This window comes from Streptomyces sp. DSM 40868, from assembly GCF_011820545.1.
Taxonomy (GTDB): domain Bacteria; phylum Actinomycetota; class Actinomycetes; order Streptomycetales; family Streptomycetaceae; genus Streptomyces; species Streptomyces eurythermus.
Genome location: NZ_CP050504.1, coordinates 6,941,686 through 6,958,306, shown reverse-complemented (window position 1 = coordinate 6,958,306; position 16,621 = coordinate 6,941,686). Strand labels below are relative to the sequence as shown.

Annotated in this window: 12 protein-coding genes; 5 read left to right on the top strand and 7 right to left on the bottom strand. The window is 70.9% G+C overall.

Translation table 11 applies throughout. The annotated features are described in order from the left end of the window. The first annotated feature begins 140 nt into the window (after positions 1-140). Together HB370_RS31605 and HB370_RS31600 are read left to right on the top strand one after the other, a co-directional pair. Positions 141-2,444, top strand: coding sequence for a beta-glucosidase (locus tag HB370_RS31605; protein ID WP_208974462.1), 2,304 nt, complete (start codon positions 141-143; stop codon positions 2,442-2,444). 20 nt (positions 2,445-2,464) lie between these two features. Then, entirely contained in the window at positions 2,465-3,571 is a 1,107-nt protein-coding gene (locus HB370_RS31600; RefSeq protein ID WP_030778154.1) for a DegT/DnrJ/EryC1/StrS family aminotransferase, read from the top strand. A gap of 102 nt (positions 3,572-3,673) precedes the next feature. Here the strand turns inward: HB370_RS31600 and HB370_RS31595 are convergent, their stop codons facing one another. The 7 genes from HB370_RS31595 to rfbC all read right to left on the bottom strand — a co-directional run bounded on the left by HB370_RS31595 (position 3,674) and on the right by rfbC (position 11,541). Beyond that, positions 3,674-4,948 (bottom strand): OleI family self-immunity macrolide glycosyltransferase, encoded by a 1,275-nt coding sequence (locus HB370_RS31595; protein WP_030778152.1) that lies wholly within the window; start codon positions 4,946-4,948, stop codon positions 3,674-3,676. Between the two features lie 275 nt (positions 4,949-5,223). Further along, positions 5,224-6,681 carry a dTDP-4-amino-4,6-dideoxy-D-glucose ammonia-lyase gene (gene desII, locus HB370_RS31590; RefSeq protein WP_030778146.1) on the bottom strand — a complete coding sequence of 486 codons (1,458 nt, stop codon included), beginning with the start codon at positions 6,679-6,681 and terminating at the stop codon, positions 5,224-5,226. Positions 6,682-6,802: 121 nt separating this feature from the next. Then, positions 6,803-7,984, bottom strand: a complete 1,182-nt coding sequence (locus tag HB370_RS31585) for a dTDP-4-dehydro-6-deoxyglucose aminotransferase (RefSeq protein WP_030778143.1) — start codon at positions 7,982-7,984, stop codon at positions 6,803-6,805. Beyond that, the gene (gene rfbD / locus HB370_RS31580; protein ID WP_037700671.1) at positions 7,981-8,865 is read right to left on the bottom strand and encodes a dTDP-4-dehydrorhamnose reductase; all 885 of its coding nucleotides are present in this window, start codon (positions 8,863-8,865) and stop codon (positions 7,981-7,983) included. Before rfbD ends, HB370_RS31585 begins: the two co-directional genes overlap by 4 nt. Next, entirely contained in the window at positions 8,862-9,869 is a 1,008-nt protein-coding gene (gene rfbB, locus HB370_RS31575; protein ID WP_051815411.1) for a dTDP-glucose 4,6-dehydratase, read from the bottom strand. Before rfbB ends, rfbD begins: the two co-directional genes overlap by 4 nt. After that, entirely contained in the window at positions 9,866-10,936 is a 1,071-nt protein-coding gene (locus HB370_RS31570) for a glucose-1-phosphate thymidylyltransferase (RefSeq protein WP_030778138.1), read from the bottom strand. The genes rfbB and HB370_RS31570 overlap by 4 nt, the downstream gene beginning before the upstream one ends. Then, positions 10,933-11,541 carry a dTDP-4-dehydrorhamnose 3,5-epimerase gene (rfbC, locus tag HB370_RS31565; protein WP_030778136.1) on the bottom strand — a complete coding sequence of 203 codons (609 nt, stop codon included), beginning with the start codon at positions 11,539-11,541 and terminating at the stop codon, positions 10,933-10,935. The genes HB370_RS31570 and rfbC overlap by 4 nt, the downstream gene beginning before the upstream one ends. Positions 11,542-11,876: 335 nt before the next feature. On the opposite strand from rfbC, the gene HB370_RS31560 reads away from it, so the two are divergent. The 3 genes from HB370_RS31560 to HB370_RS31550 all read left to right on the top strand — a co-directional run bounded on the left by HB370_RS31560 (position 11,877) and on the right by HB370_RS31550 (position 16,615). Beyond that, positions 11,877-13,301: an NDP-hexose 2,3-dehydratase family protein gene (locus HB370_RS31560; protein ID WP_078637390.1), complete on the top strand. Its 1,425-nt coding sequence runs from the start codon at positions 11,877-11,879 to the stop codon at positions 13,299-13,301. Positions 13,302-13,320: 19 nt separating this feature from the next. Beyond that, a complete protein-coding gene (locus HB370_RS31555) occupies positions 13,321-14,307 on the top strand; it encodes a Gfo/Idh/MocA family oxidoreductase (protein ID WP_030778130.1) in 987 nt (328 codons plus the stop codon). A 682-nt stretch (positions 14,308-14,989) separates the two neighbouring features. After that, on the top strand, positions 14,990-16,615 hold the full coding sequence (locus HB370_RS31550) for a glycoside hydrolase 43 family protein (RefSeq protein ID WP_037700668.1): 1,626 nt from the start codon (positions 14,990-14,992) through the stop codon (positions 16,613-16,615). Positions 16,616-16,621: the final 6 nt, after the last annotated feature.

The window sequence follows — 16,621 nt, the reverse complement described above, 5'->3', positions numbered from 1 at the left end:
CGCAGCGCAGGAGTCCGGTCCCGCCACGGACCCTCGCGGGTACTCTCGGCCTGGCCCTCGGTCTCGCCCTGCTCCCCTCTGTTCCGTCCGTCGCCGAATCGGGCGATCCGTGGGAAACGGCTCGTCTTCTGACGGCTCGGATGACCCTGGAAGAAAAGCTGTCGTTCGTGCACTGGAGCTATCACACGAGCGATGAGTCGGCAAAGGTGTACCTGCCGGGCGTTCCCCGCCTCGGCATACCCGAGATGCGGGCCACCGACGGTCCCGCCGGAATCACGATCCACCGGCCGTCCCTCGCGCTGCCCGCTCCCGTGGCGCTGGCCTCCACCTTCGACGACGGCCTGGCGCGGTCCTACGGGGCGGTGATCGGCCGGGAGGGGCGCGCCTTCGGGCAGGACGTGGTGTTCGCGCCGATGGTGAACTCCATACGCGTGCCGTACGCCGGGCGGAACTTCGAGACGTTCAGCGAGGACCCCCTGGTCACCTCGCGGATGGCCGCCGCGGAGATCAAGGGCATCCAGAGTCAGGGGCTGATCGCCGCCACCAAGCACTACGCGGCGAACAACCAGGAGAAGAATCGTTTCAGCGTTAACGTGAACGTCGACGAACAGACGTTGCGCGAGCGGGAACTGCCCGGTTTCGAGAGCGCCGTGGCTGCCGGAACCGGCTCGGTGATGTGCGCCTACAACAAGGTCAACGGCCAGCCGGCCTGCGGCAGTGACGAACTGCTGAACAAGGTCCTCAAGGAGCAGTGGAAGTTCCGTGGCTGGGTGACCTCGGACTGGCTGGCGACGCAGAGCACGGACGCCCTCACCAAGGGGCTCGACCAGGAACTCGGCATCGAGCTGGACCACGAACCCGCCCCGGGCGAGCCGATACCCGGCGGCAAGTTCTTCGGCGACCCGCTCAAGACGGCGATCCGGGAGGGACGCATCCCCGAGTCGGCCCTCGACGAGGCCGTCACCCGCATCGTGTCGCAGATGGCCCGGTTCCGGCTGCTGGACGAGGATCCGCCCGCCCGCCCGGCGCGCGACCTCGCGGGCGGCTTGAAGGTCGCGCGCCAGGTCGCCGAGGACGGCGCGGTCCTGCTGCGCAACGAGGGCGCCACCCTTCCCCTGACCACGGAGACGGCGGCGGACATCGCCGTGATCGGCCCCACCGCCAAGGTCCCGAAGGTGACCGGGCTGGGCAGTTCGTACATCGTGCCGGACGCCGCGTCCGCCCCTCTGGACACCATCCGCGAACGGGCCGGCGCCGGCAGCACCGTGCGCTACAGCACCGGTGAGGAGACGGTCGGGGTTCCCGTTCCGCAGTCCGCCCTCTCCGCGCCCCGCCCCTCGGGCGAGGTGTTCCCCGCCGGTGGGGGCGGTGTCCTCTACGACGGCACCATCACCGTGCCGGTCACCGGCAGCTACCGCATCGCGGCCCGCGCGCAGGGCGGCAACGCCTACGTCGAACTCGACGGCCAGGAGCCGTTCGGCGTCGGCCTGGTCTACGGCGACGTCAGCAGCCGCCCCATGCGGCTGGCGGCCGGCACGCACAAGCTGCGCATCACCGGCGCGGCCCTGGCGAAGTCGCCCATGACCTTCGAGCTGACGTGGGTCACTCCGCAGGCCGCCCAGGAGGCGATCGACCGGGCCGTGTCGATCGCGCGGACGGCGAGGACCGCGGTCGTCTTCGCGTACGACGACGGCTCGGAGGACGGGGACCGCACGTCGCTGTCCCTGCCCGGCCGCCAGGACGACCTGATCAGCGCCGTGGCCGCGGTCAACCCACGGACCGTGGTGGTGCTCAACACGGGCTCCTCCCTCACCATGCCCTGGCTGAGGAAGACCGCCGCGGTGCTCACCATGTGGTACCCGGGCCAGGCCGGCGCCGAGGCGACCACCGCCCTGCTGTTCGGCGACGCCGACCCAGGAGGCCGGCTGACCCAGACCTTCCCGGCCGACGAGGGGCAGACGCCGTTCGCCGGGGACGCCAGGCGCTACCCGGGAGTCGATGACCAACTGGACTACTCCGAGGGCATCTACTCCGGCTACCGCTGGTACGAACAGCAGGGCGTCCAGCCGCTGTTCTCCTTCGGCCACGGGTTGTCCTACACCTCCTTCGACTACCGGGACCTGAAGGTGACGGCGACGGCGGACGGCGGGCTCGACGTCTGCTTCACGCTGCGCAACACCGGTACGCGCACCGGCAAGGAGGTCCCGCAGGTCTACGTGGGGCCGTCCCCGCACGTGCGGGTGGCGCAGGCCAAGCGTGCCCTGGCGGCCTACGGGAAGGTCGAGCTGCGGCCGGGCGAGAGCAGGAGGCTGACCCTGCACGTCGAGCGCAGGGCCCTCCAGAACTGGGACAGCGGCGCCCACACCTGGGTGACCGGACCCGGACGGCAGGTCATGGTGGGCCCGTCCCTCGGCCGTCTCCCGCTCAGCGCCACGGCGCCGTGAGCAGCTCCCACGGAGGACGCATGGACGTTCCGTTCCTGGACCTCCGGGCCGCCTACCTGGAGCTCAAGCACGACATCGACGCCGCGACCGGCCGCGTCCTGGACTCCGGGCGCTACCTCCTGGGCCCCGAACTCGCCGCGTTCGAGACGGAGTGGGCCGCCTACTGCGGGGCCCGGCACTGCGTGGCGGTGGGCAGCGGGTGCGACGCCCTGGAACTGGCGCTGCGCGCCATGGACATCGGGCCGGGTGACGAGGTGATCGTCCCGGCGCACACCTTCGCCGCGACCTGGCTCGCCGTCTCGGCGACGGGTGCGGAGCCCGTCGCGGTGGAACCGGAGCCTGCGACGTTCACCCTGGACCCGGAGCGCGTCGAGGCTGCGATCACCTCCCGCACCCGGGTGATCCTCCCGGTGCACCTGTACGGGCATCCGGCGGACCTGGCGGCGTTGTCCGAGGTCGCCGAGCGGCACGGCGTGCGGATCCTGGAGGACGCCGCCCAGGCGCACGGTGCGCAGGCGTACGGCCGGCGGGTGGGCGCGTGGTCCACCACCGCCTTCAGCTTCTACCCGGGCAAGAACCTGGGCGGCTTCGGTGACGGCGGCGCCGTGGTGACGGACGACGCGGAGCTGGCGGAGCGGGTGCGGCTGCTGCGCAACTACGGGTCGCGGGAGAAGTACCGGCACGAGGTCCGGGCCACCAACTCCCGGCTGGACGAGCTGCAAGCGGCCGTTCTGCGGGTCAAGCTCGCCCACCTGGACGCCTGGACCGAGCGCCGGGCCGCGGTGGCGGCGCGCTATCTCGACGGGCTCGCCGGCCTGGACGGGATCGTGCTGCCGAGGCCGGCGCCGTGGGCGGACCCCGTGTGGCACCTGTTCGTGATTCGTTCCGCGGACCGGTCCGCGCTGCGGGAGCGGCTGGCGGCAGCCGGCGTCGAGACGCTGATCCACTACCCGGTGCCGGTGCACCGGTCGGAGGCGTACGCCGGCAGCCGGCAGGCCGCCCGCGCACAGCCCGTGGCGGAGCGGCTCGCCCGGGAGGTGCTGAGCCTGCCCATAGGCCCGCACCTGTCCGACGACGCCGTCAAGGCGGTGATCGAGGCGGTACGGGGCGCGGTGGCCGCCTGCTGAGTCCGGGCCCGCGCGCGTCGGCCCCCGTACCCGTCGTCGGGTACGGGGGCCGACTCTCACGCGGCGGGCCGGGCGGCCCGCCGCACCGTCAGGCAGGGGCGGTCAGCCTGCTTCGGCGAGGATGCCCTCCAGGATGTCGGCGGCCGCCCGGGCGCCGCCCGCCTCACGGATCTCCTGCCGGACGGCCGCGAGCCGTTCGGCGACACCGGGGTCGGAGGCGACGGCGAGCACGGCCTCGCGCAGCTTCTCGGCCGTGACCTGGTCCCGCGGGATGTGCCGGCCGAGGCCCAGCTCGACGATCCGCTCGGCGTTCATCGTCTGCTCCGCGATCTGCGGCACCGCGACCATGGGCACCGCGTTCGACAGGGCCTCCATGGTGCTGCCCATGCCCGCGTGCGTGATGAACGCGGAGGCTTTGGTCAGGATGTCGAGCTGCGGCACCCACTGGTGCACCTCGACGTTCGGCGGGACCTCGCCGAGGTCCGCGGGGTCGACGAAGCGGCCCACGGAGAGCACCACGTGCCAGTCCAGGCCGTCGACGGCGGACAGGCAGGTGCGGTAGAAGTCGAGGTGGTCGGTGAACGCCGAGCCCAGGGCGATCAGCAGCACCGGACGCCCGTCCCCGGGGCCTTCCCAGGTGCCCTGGTGGGACCGGTCGCCGTAGGTGGGACCGACGAAGGTGTAGTTGTCGCCGACCGTGTCGCCCTTGATCTGGAAGGTGCGCGGCAGCGCGACGATGCAGCGGTTGGGCGCGATGAGGAACTCGGTGGCCGGGGTGTCCACCCCGTGCTCCTCCAGGAAGGCCGAGAGCCGGGTGAAGAAGCGCACCAGGCCGTCCTCGGCCTCGGCACCCTCCTCGGCGTCCCCGGTCCCCGCGGGGGCGGCGGCCTCCTCGCCGCGGTCGGCCGTGGGGTCCTGCACCGCGGGTACGTCCTCCTCGAAGCCCTCGTAGGCGACGAAGGTCGGGGAGAGCTGGACGAAGGGGATGTCCCACTTCCGGCCGAGCACCGGGGCGGGCCAGGAGGCGATGTCGTAGACGATCAGGTCCGGCCGGTCGTCGGCGTAGGCGTCCTCCAGCTGCGGCAGGACCCGGACGGCTTCGTCGAGGAACAGGCCCATCGCGGACTCCTGGTCCTCCGGCCACGACTCCTCGGGGTTGGACTCCTTCGGCAGGATGGAGTCGTACACCACGGGCGTCGCGCCGGCCGCCTTGACCTGTGCGGCGAACTCGTCGGTGATGGCGTAGCTGACCCGGTGGCCGCGCGCGACCAGTTCCTGGACGATGCCGAGTGACGGGTTCACGTGGCCGTGGCCGGGGATGTTGAAGAAGGAGATGTGACGGGGTGTCACGGAGGCAGAGCGGTGCTCGCTCGTCATGGATCTCACTCCGGTGAGGTGTTCCGCGGGGGACCGGCGCAGGCGTACGGCGGTATGCGCACACGGGCCTGACACGGGCCGGGCGGAAGGAAACTGATGGATGACCACCGGCTCGCCCCGTTACGGGAGCCGGTGTTGCGGGCGGGCATGCGGCAGGCGCCGGACGAAGGCCGTCCAAGTCACCGCACGCGGACCGCGATCAGTGGTAGAGCTCCATGAATGCCATGGCGATCACTTTACCAGGAGGGGGCCGCGGTCCGCGGCGGAATGCCGGATCAGCGCAGGAAACCGCGGTGCTCCGCCCAGCCGTCGGCGATGTCGGTCTCCATCTGGTTGAGACGTGCCGTGACGGTCTGGTCGAAGCCGTCGAGGAAGTACTCTTCGCCGGGCCGGGGCGCCACTTGCCGCCCCTCGGTGACGAACCGCCGGACGACCTCCTCCAGTTCCGTGCCGGTGGTCAGCCGGCCGGCGACGTAGCGCTCGGCGCCCTGGAGGCCGGGGAAGCCCGCCTCCCGGTAGAGGTAGACGTCGCCCAGGAGGTCGACCTGGACGGCGACCTGCGGGTGGGCCGTGGGCCGCATGGTCTCCGGCCGGATCCTCGGCAGTTCCGCGTCGACGCCCAGGCGCAGGCTCTGGAGGGCGTAGCCGTAGTCGACGTGCAGGGACGGGGCGCGTGTCCTGATCCGTTCCTCGAACGCGGCGAGGCCGTGCTCCAGTTCCACGCGTTCCTCGGGGGCGAGCTTGCCGTCGGGCCGTCCGCTGTAGTCCTCGCGGAGGGTGAGGAAGTCCACGGGACGGTCGGGGGCGGCGTCGTTGAGGTCGGCGATGTAGTCGGCCAGCCCGGTCAACCGCCCGGCCCGGCCCGGCAGGATGATGTAGTTCAGGCCCAGGCGCACGGGCGCTTCGCGTTCCCGGCGCAGGGCCTGGAAGCGGGTGAGGTTGTCCTTGACGCGCTGGAAGGCGCCCTTCTTCGTGGTCGTGGCGACGTAGTCGTCCTCGCTGAGCCCGTACAGGGAGGTCCGCAGGGCGTACAGGTCCCACAGGCCCGGCTGGCGGTCGAGGGTCTGCCGGGTCAGGGCGAATGAGTTGGTGTAGAGGGAGAGTTTGAAACCGCGCGCCGCGGCACGGCGGACGAGGTCGCCGGTGCCCGGGTTGGTCAGGGGTTCCAGGCCACCGGAGAGGTACAGGGCGTGGGGGTTGTCGGTGGGCATCCGGTCGATCAGGGACGCGAACATCGCGTTGCCGTCCGTCAGGGCCGACTGCTGGTAGCGGGCGCCGGTGACGCGTACGCAGAAGTGGCAGCGGAACATGCAGCTCGGACCGGGGTAGAGGCCGACGCTGTAGGGGAAGGCGGGCTCGCCCCTCACCGCGGCGTCGAGGACGCCGCGGCGTTCCAGCGGCAGGATGGTGTTGGTCCAGTACATGCCCGCCGGCCCCCGCTCGACCGCGGTGCGCAGTGCGGGTGTGCGGTGGAAGACGGCGAGGACGCGGGCGAAGGTGGCGCGGTCCAGGCCGAGTCCGCGGCGGGCACTCTCCAGGGGCGTGAAGGGTTCGGTGCCGTAGCGTCGGGCCAGGGCTATGAGGTGCTCGGCGAGCCGGTCGGGTTCCAGTCCGGTGCCGGGGGCGTCCTCCTCGATGAGGGGGCGCAGTGCCGCGGCGGCGGCGCTGTTCCCCCCGGGCCATGCGCAGACCGCGATCGGGTCCAGGGGCGTGCGATCGACCTGAAGTGCCACGCGCGTGCGCTCCTTGTCTTCCTTGTCTTCCGTTCGGATCGGGCCGGGTCTCCCTCCGGGAGGTGCGCCCTCCTGCGTCCGCCCCGTGCGTCCGCGAGGCGCCCGGGGCTTCGACCTGGCGCTAGGCGCCGGCCTGGGCGGTGATCCGCGGTCCGTGCGCGGCGGCGACCCGGATGATGTCGCAGACGCGTCGGATGTCCTCGCGGGAGACCGCGGGACCGGTGGGCAGGGCGATGACCTGCTCGGCGAGGTGTTCGGTGTGCGGCAGGGAGACCGGGTGCTCGGTGCGGTAGGGCTCGCGCTGGTGGCATCCGGGGGAGAAATAGGGCTGCGCGACGACGTTCTCCGCGCGCAGGAGGGTGAGCAGGAGGTCCCGGTGGAGTCCGGTGACGCCGGCGTCGATCAGGGCGATGACGTAGTGGTAGTTGTTGCGTTCCGCCGGGTCGTAGTCGATGAGCCGGACGCCGGGGAGGCCGGAGAGTTCCTGCCGGTAGAGCTCGTAGTTGGCGCGGTTGCTCGCGACCGCGTCGGCGAAGCCCTCCAGGGAGGTCAGGCCCATGGCGGCGGCCGCCTCGCTCATCTTGGCGTTGATGCCGGCGCCGACGCCGTCGTGGCCCAGGCCGAAGTTGTGCAGCGCGCGCAGGCGCTCGGCGCGGGTGTCGTCGTCGGTGACGATGCCGCCGCCCTCGAAGGAGTTGACGACCTTGGTGGCGTGGAAGCTGAAGACCTCGGCGTCGCCGAAGGAGCCGAGCCGGCGCTGCCGTGAGGTGCATCCGAGGGCGTGGGCGGCGTCGTAGAAGAGCTTCAGTCCGTGCTCGGCGGCTATGGCGGCGAGTTCGTCGACCGGGCTGGGCCGGCCCCAGAGGTGGACGCCGAGGATCGCGCCGGTGCGGGGGGTGACGGCGGCTTCGACGAGTTTGGGGTCGAGGCAGCCGGTGTCCGGGTCGATGTCGCAGAAGACGGGGCGCAGTCCGAGCCACCGGACGGCGTGGGCGGTGGCGACGAAGGTCATCGACGGCATGATCACTTCGCCGGTGACCTCCGCTTCGCGCAGCAGCAGTTGGAGTCCCGCGGTGGCGTTGCAGGTGGCGACGCAGTTGCGTACACCGGCCAGGTCGGCGATGCGCTGCTCGAACTCCCGGACGAGCGGGCCGCCGTTGGTCAGCCACCGGTTGTCCAGGGCCCATTCCAGGCGGTCCAGCAGGCGTTTGCGGTCACCGGTGTTGGGGCGCCCCATGTAGAGGGGCTGGAGGAAGGCCGCGTCGCCGCCGAAGAGGGCCAGGTCGTGCACGCCTCGTTTCATGCTGCTCCTCGCCGGGTCGGTGGGTGTTCCGCGGCGAGGATGTCGGGGAACGCCTCGCGCAGGGCCGAGCGCCAGTCACGCAGGGGTGCCAGGCCGGTCCCGCGCCAGCGGTCGTGGCCGAGGACGCTGTAGGCGGGGCGGGGGGCGGGTCTGCGGAAGGCGGCGCCGGTGGTGGGCCGGACCCGCCCGGGGTCGGCGTCGAGGAGCCGGAAGACCTCTTGTGCCAGGTCGTACCAGGTGGCGGAGCCGGCGTTGGTGGCGTGCAGGATGCCGTGGACGCCGGGGTGCCGGCCGACGGCGATGATGCGGTCGGCGAGGTCGCCGGTCCAGGTGGGCTGGCCGCGCTGGTCGGCGACGACGTCGATGGCTCCGCCGCGCGCCTCCCGTTCGATCATCGTGCGGACGAAGCTGCGGCCGGTGCGCCCGTACAGCCAGGCGGTGCGCAGCACGGTGGCGGTGGGCAGTGCCGTCAGCACCGCTTGCTCGCCGTCCCGTTTGGTGCGTCCGTAGGCGCTGCGGGGAGCCGTGGGGTGGTCCTCGGCGTAGGGGGTGCGGGCGTCGCCGGGAAAGACGTAGTCGGTGGACAGGTGGACGAGGCGTGCGCCGTGGGGGGCGCAGGCCTCGGCCAGCAGCCGGGGCGCCTCGGCGTTGAGGAGGGCAGCGGCGGCCTCGTCCGTCTCGGCGTCGTCGACGGCCGTGTAGGCGGCGCAGTTGACGACGATCCCGGGACGGTGCTCGGCGAGTGCCGCCCGCACGGCGGAGGGTCGGGTGACGTCGAGGTGGTCGTGGCCGAGGGCCGCGACGTCCTCCTCGTTCTCGGCGAGGCGCCGGACGAGTTCCCGGCCCAGCATTCCGGCGGCGCCGGTGATCAGCCATCTCATGGGGCCGCTGCCTCTCGGGGGGCGGCGGGACCGGCCGGCCGCTTCTTCAGGGGTTCCCACCAGGCGCGGTTGTCGCGGTACCAGTCGATGGTGCGGGCGATGCCCTCGGCGAAGTCCCGGCGCGGCCGGTAGCCCAGCTCGTCCGCGGCCTTGGCGCAGTCGAGGGCGTAGCGGCGGTCGTGGCCCTTGCGGTCCGCGACCGGGTCCACGACGTCCCAGCCCACGCCGAACGCGTCCAGCAGGAGGCCCGTGAGGTCCCGGTTGGTCAGTTCGGTGCCGCCGCCGATGTGGTAGACCTCGCCGGGCCGGCCCTGGGTGCGGACCAGGTCGACGCCCAGGCAGTGGTCGTCCACGTGCAGCCACTCGCGGACGTTGAGGCCGTCGCCGTAGAGGGGGACCCGCAGGCCGTCGAGGAGGTTGGTGACGAACAGCGGGACGATCTTCTCGGGGAACTGGTGCGGCCCGTAGTTGTTGGAGCAGCGGGTGACGCGGACGTCCAGGCCGTGGGTGCGGTGGTAGGACAGCGCGAGCAGGTCGGAGGAGGCTTTGGAGGCGGAGTACGGCGAGTTCGGGCACAGCGGCTGGTGCTCCGGCCAGGATCCGTGCTCGATGGAGCCGTAGACCTCGTCGGTGGACACGTGCACGAACGGGCCGACGCCGTGCCGCAGGGCCGCGTCGAGCAGCACCTGGGTGCCGAGGACGTTGGTGCGGACGAAGGTTCCGGGCGAGGTGATGGAGCGGTCCACGTGGGTCTCGGCCGCGAAGTGCACCACCTGGTCGGCTTCGGCCATCAGGGAGTCCACCAGTGGTGCGTCGGCGATGTCACCGCGCACGAAGGTGACGGCGGGGTCGTCGGGGACGTTGCCGAGGACGCCGGCGTAGGTGAGCTTGTCCAGCACCGTGATCACGGGGGCGGGCTCCCCGCCCGCCCGCGCTGCTTCCAGCAGGTGGTGCACGTAGCGGGAGCCGATGAATCCGGCGGCACCGGTGACGAGGAGGTTCATGACTGGATCTCCACCTTGCTGTGGTCGCCGAGGACGAAGCGGTGGGCGTTGGGGGCGTGCAGGCTTTGGGTCACCTGGACGTTCCTGCCGATCAGTGATCCCTCGATACGGCGCACGCCGGTGATCGCCGACTCGGCGAGCATGATGGAGAACTCCATCTCGCTGCCGGTGATGCGGCAGTTGTCGCCGACCGAGGTGAACGGGCCGATGTAGGAGTCGGAGATCTCCGCGCCGGCGCCGATGATGGCGGGGCCCATGATGCGCGAGTTCGTCACCCGCGCGCCCTCTCCGACCACGACCCTGCCGATCACGACGGTGTGCTCGTCCACCGTGCCTTCGATGCGGGGCTCCAGGTCCTCCAGTACGGTCCGGTTGACCTCCAGCATGTCGGCGACGTTGCCCGTGTCCTTCCAGTAGCCCTCGATGACCATGGACTGGATGTCGGCGCCGTTGTCGATGAGGTGCTGGATGGCGTGGGTGATCTCCAGTTCGCCGCGCCAGGAGGGTTCGATGGCGCGGACGGCCTCGTGGATGGCGGGGGTGAAGAAGTAGACGCCGACCAGTGCCAGGTCGCTCTTCGGGTGCCGGGGCTTCTCCTCCAGGCCCACGACGCGGCCGTCGTCGTCGAGTTCGGCGACGCCGAAGGCGCTGGGGTCGGACACATGGGTGAGCAGGATCCGGGCGGCGGGCCGCCTGCCGTCGCGGAAGGTGCGGACCAGGTCGTCGATGCCGCCGACGATGAAGTTGTCGCCCAGGTACATGACGAAGTCGTCGTCGCCGAGGTAGGTGTGGGCGATCAGTACGGCGTGGGCGAGGCCCAGGGGGCGGCTCTGCTCGATGTAGGTGATGTCGAGGCCGAACTTGGCGCCGTCGCCGACGGCGGCGCGGACCTCGCCGGCCGTGTCGCCGACGATCAGGCCGACGTCGGTGATCCCGGCGGCCGCGATGGCCTCCAGTCCGTAGAAGAGCACCGGTTTGTTCGCGACGGCGACCAGTTGCTTGGCGGAGGTATGGGTGATCGGCCGCAGCCGGGTGCCGGAACCGCCGGCCAGTACGAGGGCCTTCACCGGGCCGGTCCCACGCCGGCCGCCTCCGCGATGTAGGCGCGGCACTCCTCGTAGTCCGGCAGGATGCCGGTCTCCGCGGCCTGCGCCAGGGACGGTGCGTGGGTGTCCTTCGCCGACAGGACGATGTCGATGTCCGTCGGCCATTCGATGCCGATCGCCGGGTCGAGAGGGTCTACGGCCCGCTCGGCCTCGGCCACGTAGGGCTGTGAGCAGAGGTAGACGACCGTGGCGTCGTCGGTGAGGGCCATGAACGCGTGGCCGAGTCCTTCGGCCAGGTAGAGCCCCTGGTGGCGGGCCGCGTCGAGTCGGACGGCGGCCCATCGGCCGAAGGTGGGCGAGCCCCGGCGTACGTCGACGACCACGTCGAGCACGGTGCCGGAGGCGCAGGTGACGTACTTGGCCTGGCCGGGCGGGGCGTCGGCGAAGTGGATGCCGCGCAGAACGCCCTTGCGGGACACCGAGCAGTTGGCCTGGGCCAGCGAGAGGGGGTGGCCGATCTTCTCCTGGAATGTCCGACCCCGGAACCATTCGAGGAATTCTCCCCGTTCGTCCCGCATGATTTCCGGGGTGTATAACCAGGCCCCGTCGACGTCGAGTAACTCCATCGATCCCGATTCTGCCGAATTGGGCACTCGATTTTCCCTTCGGGCTCGGAGCGATTCAATCGGGCCCGCATGCCGCGCAGGGCAGCACGCAGTCACACGGTTTTCTCGTCCTGAACGACCGTAGCGCACCCACCGGGGACATTCAAGGGTTGACAAAGCGGAATCAGCTGATCACACTGTCGTGAGGTAGAAGCCGGGCCGCCGCGCCGCCCGATGTATCGAATGTCACGAAATCCCGAGTCGACATCCTTCTGCGAGCGTCTTTCCGAATCCGGTGACCCGCCTCCCTATGGGAATCGCGGAAGCGGCCGGGTTCGGCGCCGTCCTGGATCACAATGATATGGGGAATTCCCGCGATGAGCGAAGCAATGGGATCGGTACCGACGGCCGGCAGTGAAGTCTCCTCGACCTGCGCGTTTCTGTCCTGGTTGGACGCGCGCCGCCGGGCCAATCGCCTGACGGTGGAACACGTACCGTTCAGGGAGTTATCGGGGTGGCAATTCGACGAGAACACGGGGAACCTCCGACATACCAGCGGTCGTTTCTTCTCCATCGAAGGACTCCGGGTACGCACGGACCACTGCTGGTTCGGAAGCTGGACCCAGCCCATTATCGTGCAACCGGAGATAGGCATTCTCGGCCTCCTGGTCAAGAGGTTCGACGGCATCCTGCACGTCCTGGTGCAGGCAAAGAACGAACCGGGTAATATCGGCGGCCTTCAGCTCTCCCCCACCGTCCAGGCCACTCGCAGCAATTACACCCGCGTCCACCGCGGCGGCGGTGTCAGATACCTGGAGTACTTCGCGTCCCCCCGCGGGCGCGGTCGGGTCCTCGCGGACGTCCTCCAATCCGAGCAGGGCTCCTGGTTCCTGCACAAGCGGAACCGGAACATGGTGGTCGAGGCCCTGGACGACGTGCCCCTCGACGACGACTTCCACTGGATCAGCCTCGGCGGGCTGCGGAAGCTGCTGCTGAGGCCGCATCTGGTGAACATGGACACCCGCACGGTGCTGTCCTGCCTTCCCCCGGATCCGGCACCGGACGGCCGGCAGCCGCCGGCGCCCGCGGCTCCCTTCGCCGCCGCGGTCACGCGGTCCCTCACCCGGGGTGCCACCGCCTTGCACACCATGGGCGAGATCCTCGGCTGGCTGACCGACGAGCGGTCCCGGCGGGAACTGGTGCAGCAGCGGGTGCCGCTGGAGGAGACCGCGTTCAGCGGCTGGCGGCGTGACGACCACGCCATCGCGCACAAGGACGGCGACTACTTCCGGGTCATCGGGGTGAGCGTCCGGGCCAGCAGCCGGGAGGTGTCCTCGTGGAGCCAGCCGTTGCTGGCCCCCGTCGGCCCCGGTCTGGCCGCCTTCGTCACCAGGCGGATCCGCGGCGTCCTCCACGTCCTGCTGCACGCCCGCACCGAAGCCGGCCTGCTCAACGGCCCGGAGATGGCACCGACCGTGCAGTGCCGCCCGCTCAACTACCGTGCGGTGCCCGCCGAGTACCGGCCCGCCTACCTCGACTACGTGCTGTCGGCCGATCCCGGACGCATCCGCTACGACACCCTCCAGTCGGAGGAGGGCGGCCGCTTCCACCACGCGGAGAACCGCTACGTCGTGGTGGAGGCCGAGGACGACTTCCCGGTCGAGGTGCCCCGCGACTTCCGCTGGCTCACCCTGCACCAGATCCTCGCCCTGCTGCACCACAGCAACTATGTCAACGTGGAGGCGCGCAGCCTCGTCGCCTGCATCCAGGCCCTGAGCTGAGCACCCCGAAGGGAACCCCATGCCCTCCCCCCGTCTGCGCTTCGGTGTGCTGGGTGCCGCCGACATCGCCCTGCGCCGCACCGTGCCCGCGCTGCTCGCCCACCCGGACGTCACCGTGGTCGCGGTCTCCAGCCGGGACACGGCCCGCGCCGCCCGTTTCGCCGCGGCGTTCGGGTGCGAGGCGGTCCCGGGCCACCAGGCGCTGCTGGACCGCGACGACATCGACGCGCTGTACGTCCCGCTGCCGGTGATGGTGCACACGCCCTGGGTGGAGGCGGCGCTGCTGCGGGGCAGGCACGTCCTGGTGGAGAAGCCGCTGACCGCGACCCGCTCCGGAGCCGAGGACCTGATCGCCCTGGCACGCTCCCGCGGCCTGGTCCTGATGGAGAACTTCACGTCGCTGCACCACGCACAGCACGGCACCGTCACGGACCTCCTGCGGGACGGGACGATCGGCGAACTGCGCTCGCTGTCCGCGGCGTTCACGATCCCGCCGAAGCCGGAGGGCGACATCCGGTACCAGCCCGACGTGGGCGGAGGCGCCCTGCTCGACATCGGGATCTACCCCCTGCGGGCGGCACTGCACTTCCTGGGCCCCGACCTGCACGCGGCCGGCGCGGTCCTGCGTCGGGAGCGGCGCCGGAACGTGGTGGTCTCCGGCCACGTGCTGCTCACCACACCGCACGGCGTCGTGGCCGAGCTGGCCTTCGGCATGGAGCACGCCTACCGCTCGGAGTACACCCTCTTCGGCACGGCCGGCCGCCTGCGCCTGGACCGTGCCTTCACCCCGCCCGAGACCCACCGGCCACGTGTGGAGATCCACCGGCAGGACGCCCTGGACATCGTCGACCTGCCGCCGGACGCGCAATTCGCCAACCTCGTCCGGGACTTCGTACTGGCTGTCCGCGAGGGTCCCGGCCGGCTCACACAGCACCACGCCGACGCCGTACGCCAAGCCGATCTCGTCGAGCGCGTCATGGCGGTGGCGCGGGTGCGCTGGTGCTGATGCCGGGGCCGTAAGCGGAGGGAGAAGAGAAACACACCGGAGTTCGGGTCGGGCGCGGGGCGGAAGAAACTTCGGTACTCCCGCGGGACACCTGGGTCGATACCCGTGAACAAACGTGTGCGGTATTACTCAGGGTGGGACGGCAGAGCCGAAGTCTTCGCCGTTCGCGAGATATGCGGGCTGTGGGAGACACCGTGCGGGAACACCACCCCTCTGCCTCCCCCGGAGTTACCACTGAAGCGGAACGTTCGGCGAAGTCGCGGGAAACTTACTGTCCTGCGAAGCCTCGGCGGCGGTGCCCTCGAAATGACCGGTGCGAGGATCATCGGCGCCGACGGCGGTGACATGACGAGGACGCCGGCCGGCGTGGCATCGTCACGGACGTCCGCGGTGGCACCACCTGGGTTTTGCGGAGCTCCGTCGTGTTACGGGCGCCACCCTCTCCACGGGCCGATGAGCGACGCTCGCCGCCGACGGTCAACGCCAGGCAGCGGAGATACGCGAATGTTTCGACGGCCTGAGCGAATCCTGCGAGGGGGATTGACGCGGGTGCACCGCCCCTCGATCATCCAGATGCCGGTGTGTCGACCGATGTTCGGGATGTCGAACCTCCGGCGTCGTTCCAAGCAAGGCACCTCCAGGTAACGCCCCCCGCAACGGCCGAGCCGCAAGGAGTACGCCCATGGTTCCGTCATGGCCGCACCAACCACTGTCCCGTCGCCGCGCGTTGACGGCCGCCACCGGTCTGGCCGCCGGTGCCGCCCTCCCGCTGGGCGGGACGGCCCCCGACGCCGCCGCCTCCTCCGCCGCCACCTACACCAACCCGGTGATCTGGCAGGACTTCGCGGACATCGACGTCATCCGCGTGGGTGACACCTACTACGCCTCGGCCTCGACCATGCACTACTCGCCGGGCGCGCCCGTCCTGCGCTCGTACGACCTGGTGAACTGGGAGATCGCCGGTCACTCGGTGCCCGTCCTCGACTTCGGCACCAAGTACGACCTGACCGGCGGCCGCGGCTACGTCCGCGGCATCTGGGCGTCGTCGCTGGCCTACCGGCCGAGCAACAGGACCTTCTACTGGCTCGGCCAGATCGACTTCGCGAAGACGTACGTCTACACGGCCACCGCCGCCGAGGGGCCCTGGAGCCGGCTCACGACGATCGGCACGGCCTACTACGACGCGGGGCTGCTCGTCGACACCGACGACACCATGTACGTGGCGTACGGGAACACCACCATCAACGTGGCCCAGCTGTCGCCCGACGGCCGCACCCAGGTCCGTACGCAGCAGGTGTTCACCACACCGTCCAGCGTCGGCACCCTCGAGGGCTCCCGCTTCTACAAGATCAACGGCCAGTACTACATCTTCCTGACCCGGCCCGCGAACGGTCAGTACATCCTGAAGTCGTCCGGTGGCCCCTTCGGCCCGTACACCATGCGGCAGGTCCTCCTCGACCTGCGCGGGCCGATCCCCGGCGGCGGCGTCCCGCACCAGGGCGGGCTGGTGCAGACCCAGAACGGCGCCTGGTACTACCTGGCCTTCGTCGACGCCTACCCCGGCGGCCGGATGCCCGCGCTGGCGCCGGTCACCTGGACCTCGGACGGCTGGCCCGTCGTCCAACTGGTCAACGGCGCCTGGGGCACCACCTATCCCAGCCCGGCCGTCCCCGCTCCGCCCCGCCCGGTCACCCCCATGACCGGCGTCGACACCTTCAGCAGCACCGCCCTTTCCCCGAGGTGGGAGTGGAACCACAACCCGGACAACACCAAGTGGTCGGCCGGCAACGGCCTCACGCTGCGGACGGCGACCGTCACCAACGACCTCTACTGGGCCCGCAACACCCTCACCCACCGCATCCAGGGCCCCACCTCCACGGCCACGGTCCAGCTCGACCACTCCGCGATGCGGGACGGCGACCGCGCCGGACTCGCGCTGCTGCGTGACTCCTCGGCGTGGATCGGCCTCAAGCGCGACGGCGGCGTCACCCGGATCGCGAGGGTCGGCGGACTGACCATGGACACCAACTGGAACACCACCGGCACCGGCACCGAACTCGCGAGCGCGCCCGTCTCCGGAAGCCGGATCTGGCTGCGCGCGAGCGCCGACATCCGCCCCGGCGCGCCACGCCCCGGCACCTTCTCGTACAGCACCGACGGCACGAACTTCACCCGTCTCGGGCCGGACTTCACGATGGGCAACGACTGGCGGTTCTTCATGGGGTACCGGTTCGCGCTCTTCAATCACGCCACGCAGGCACTCGGCGGCGCGGTCCGCGTCACGCGGTTCGAGCTGTCCACGCCCTGACCGGCC

Coding starts and splice junctions, on each gene's coding strand:
- HB370_RS31585 (WP_030778143.1), bottom strand. CDS start 7,984: ATGAAACGAGGCGTGCACGACCTGGCCCTCTTCGGCGGCGACGCGGCC.
- HB370_RS31605 (WP_208974462.1), top strand. CDS start 141: ATGACCCTGGAAGAAAAGCTGTCGTTCGTGCACTGGAGCTATCACACG.
- HB370_RS31555 (WP_030778130.1), top strand. CDS start 13,321: ATGCCCTCCCCCCGTCTGCGCTTCGGTGTGCTGGGTGCCGCCGACATC.
- HB370_RS31560 (WP_078637390.1), top strand. CDS start 11,877: ATGATATGGGGAATTCCCGCGATGAGCGAAGCAATGGGATCGGTACCG.
- rfbD (WP_037700671.1), bottom strand. CDS start 8,865: ATGAGATGGCTGATCACCGGCGCCGCCGGAATGCTGGGCCGGGAACTC.
- HB370_RS31595 (WP_030778152.1), bottom strand. CDS start 4,948: ATGACGAGCGAGCACCGCTCTGCCTCCGTGACACCCCGTCACATCTCC.
- rfbB (WP_051815411.1), bottom strand. CDS start 9,869: ATGAACCTCCTCGTCACCGGTGCCGCCGGATTCATCGGCTCCCGCTAC.
- HB370_RS31600 (WP_030778154.1), top strand. CDS start 2,465: ATGGACGTTCCGTTCCTGGACCTCCGGGCCGCCTACCTGGAGCTCAAG.
- HB370_RS31550 (WP_037700668.1), top strand. CDS start 14,990: ATGGTTCCGTCATGGCCGCACCAACCACTGTCCCGTCGCCGCGCGTTG.
- rfbC (WP_030778136.1), bottom strand. CDS start 11,541: ATGGAGTTACTCGACGTCGACGGGGCCTGGTTATACACCCCGGAAATC.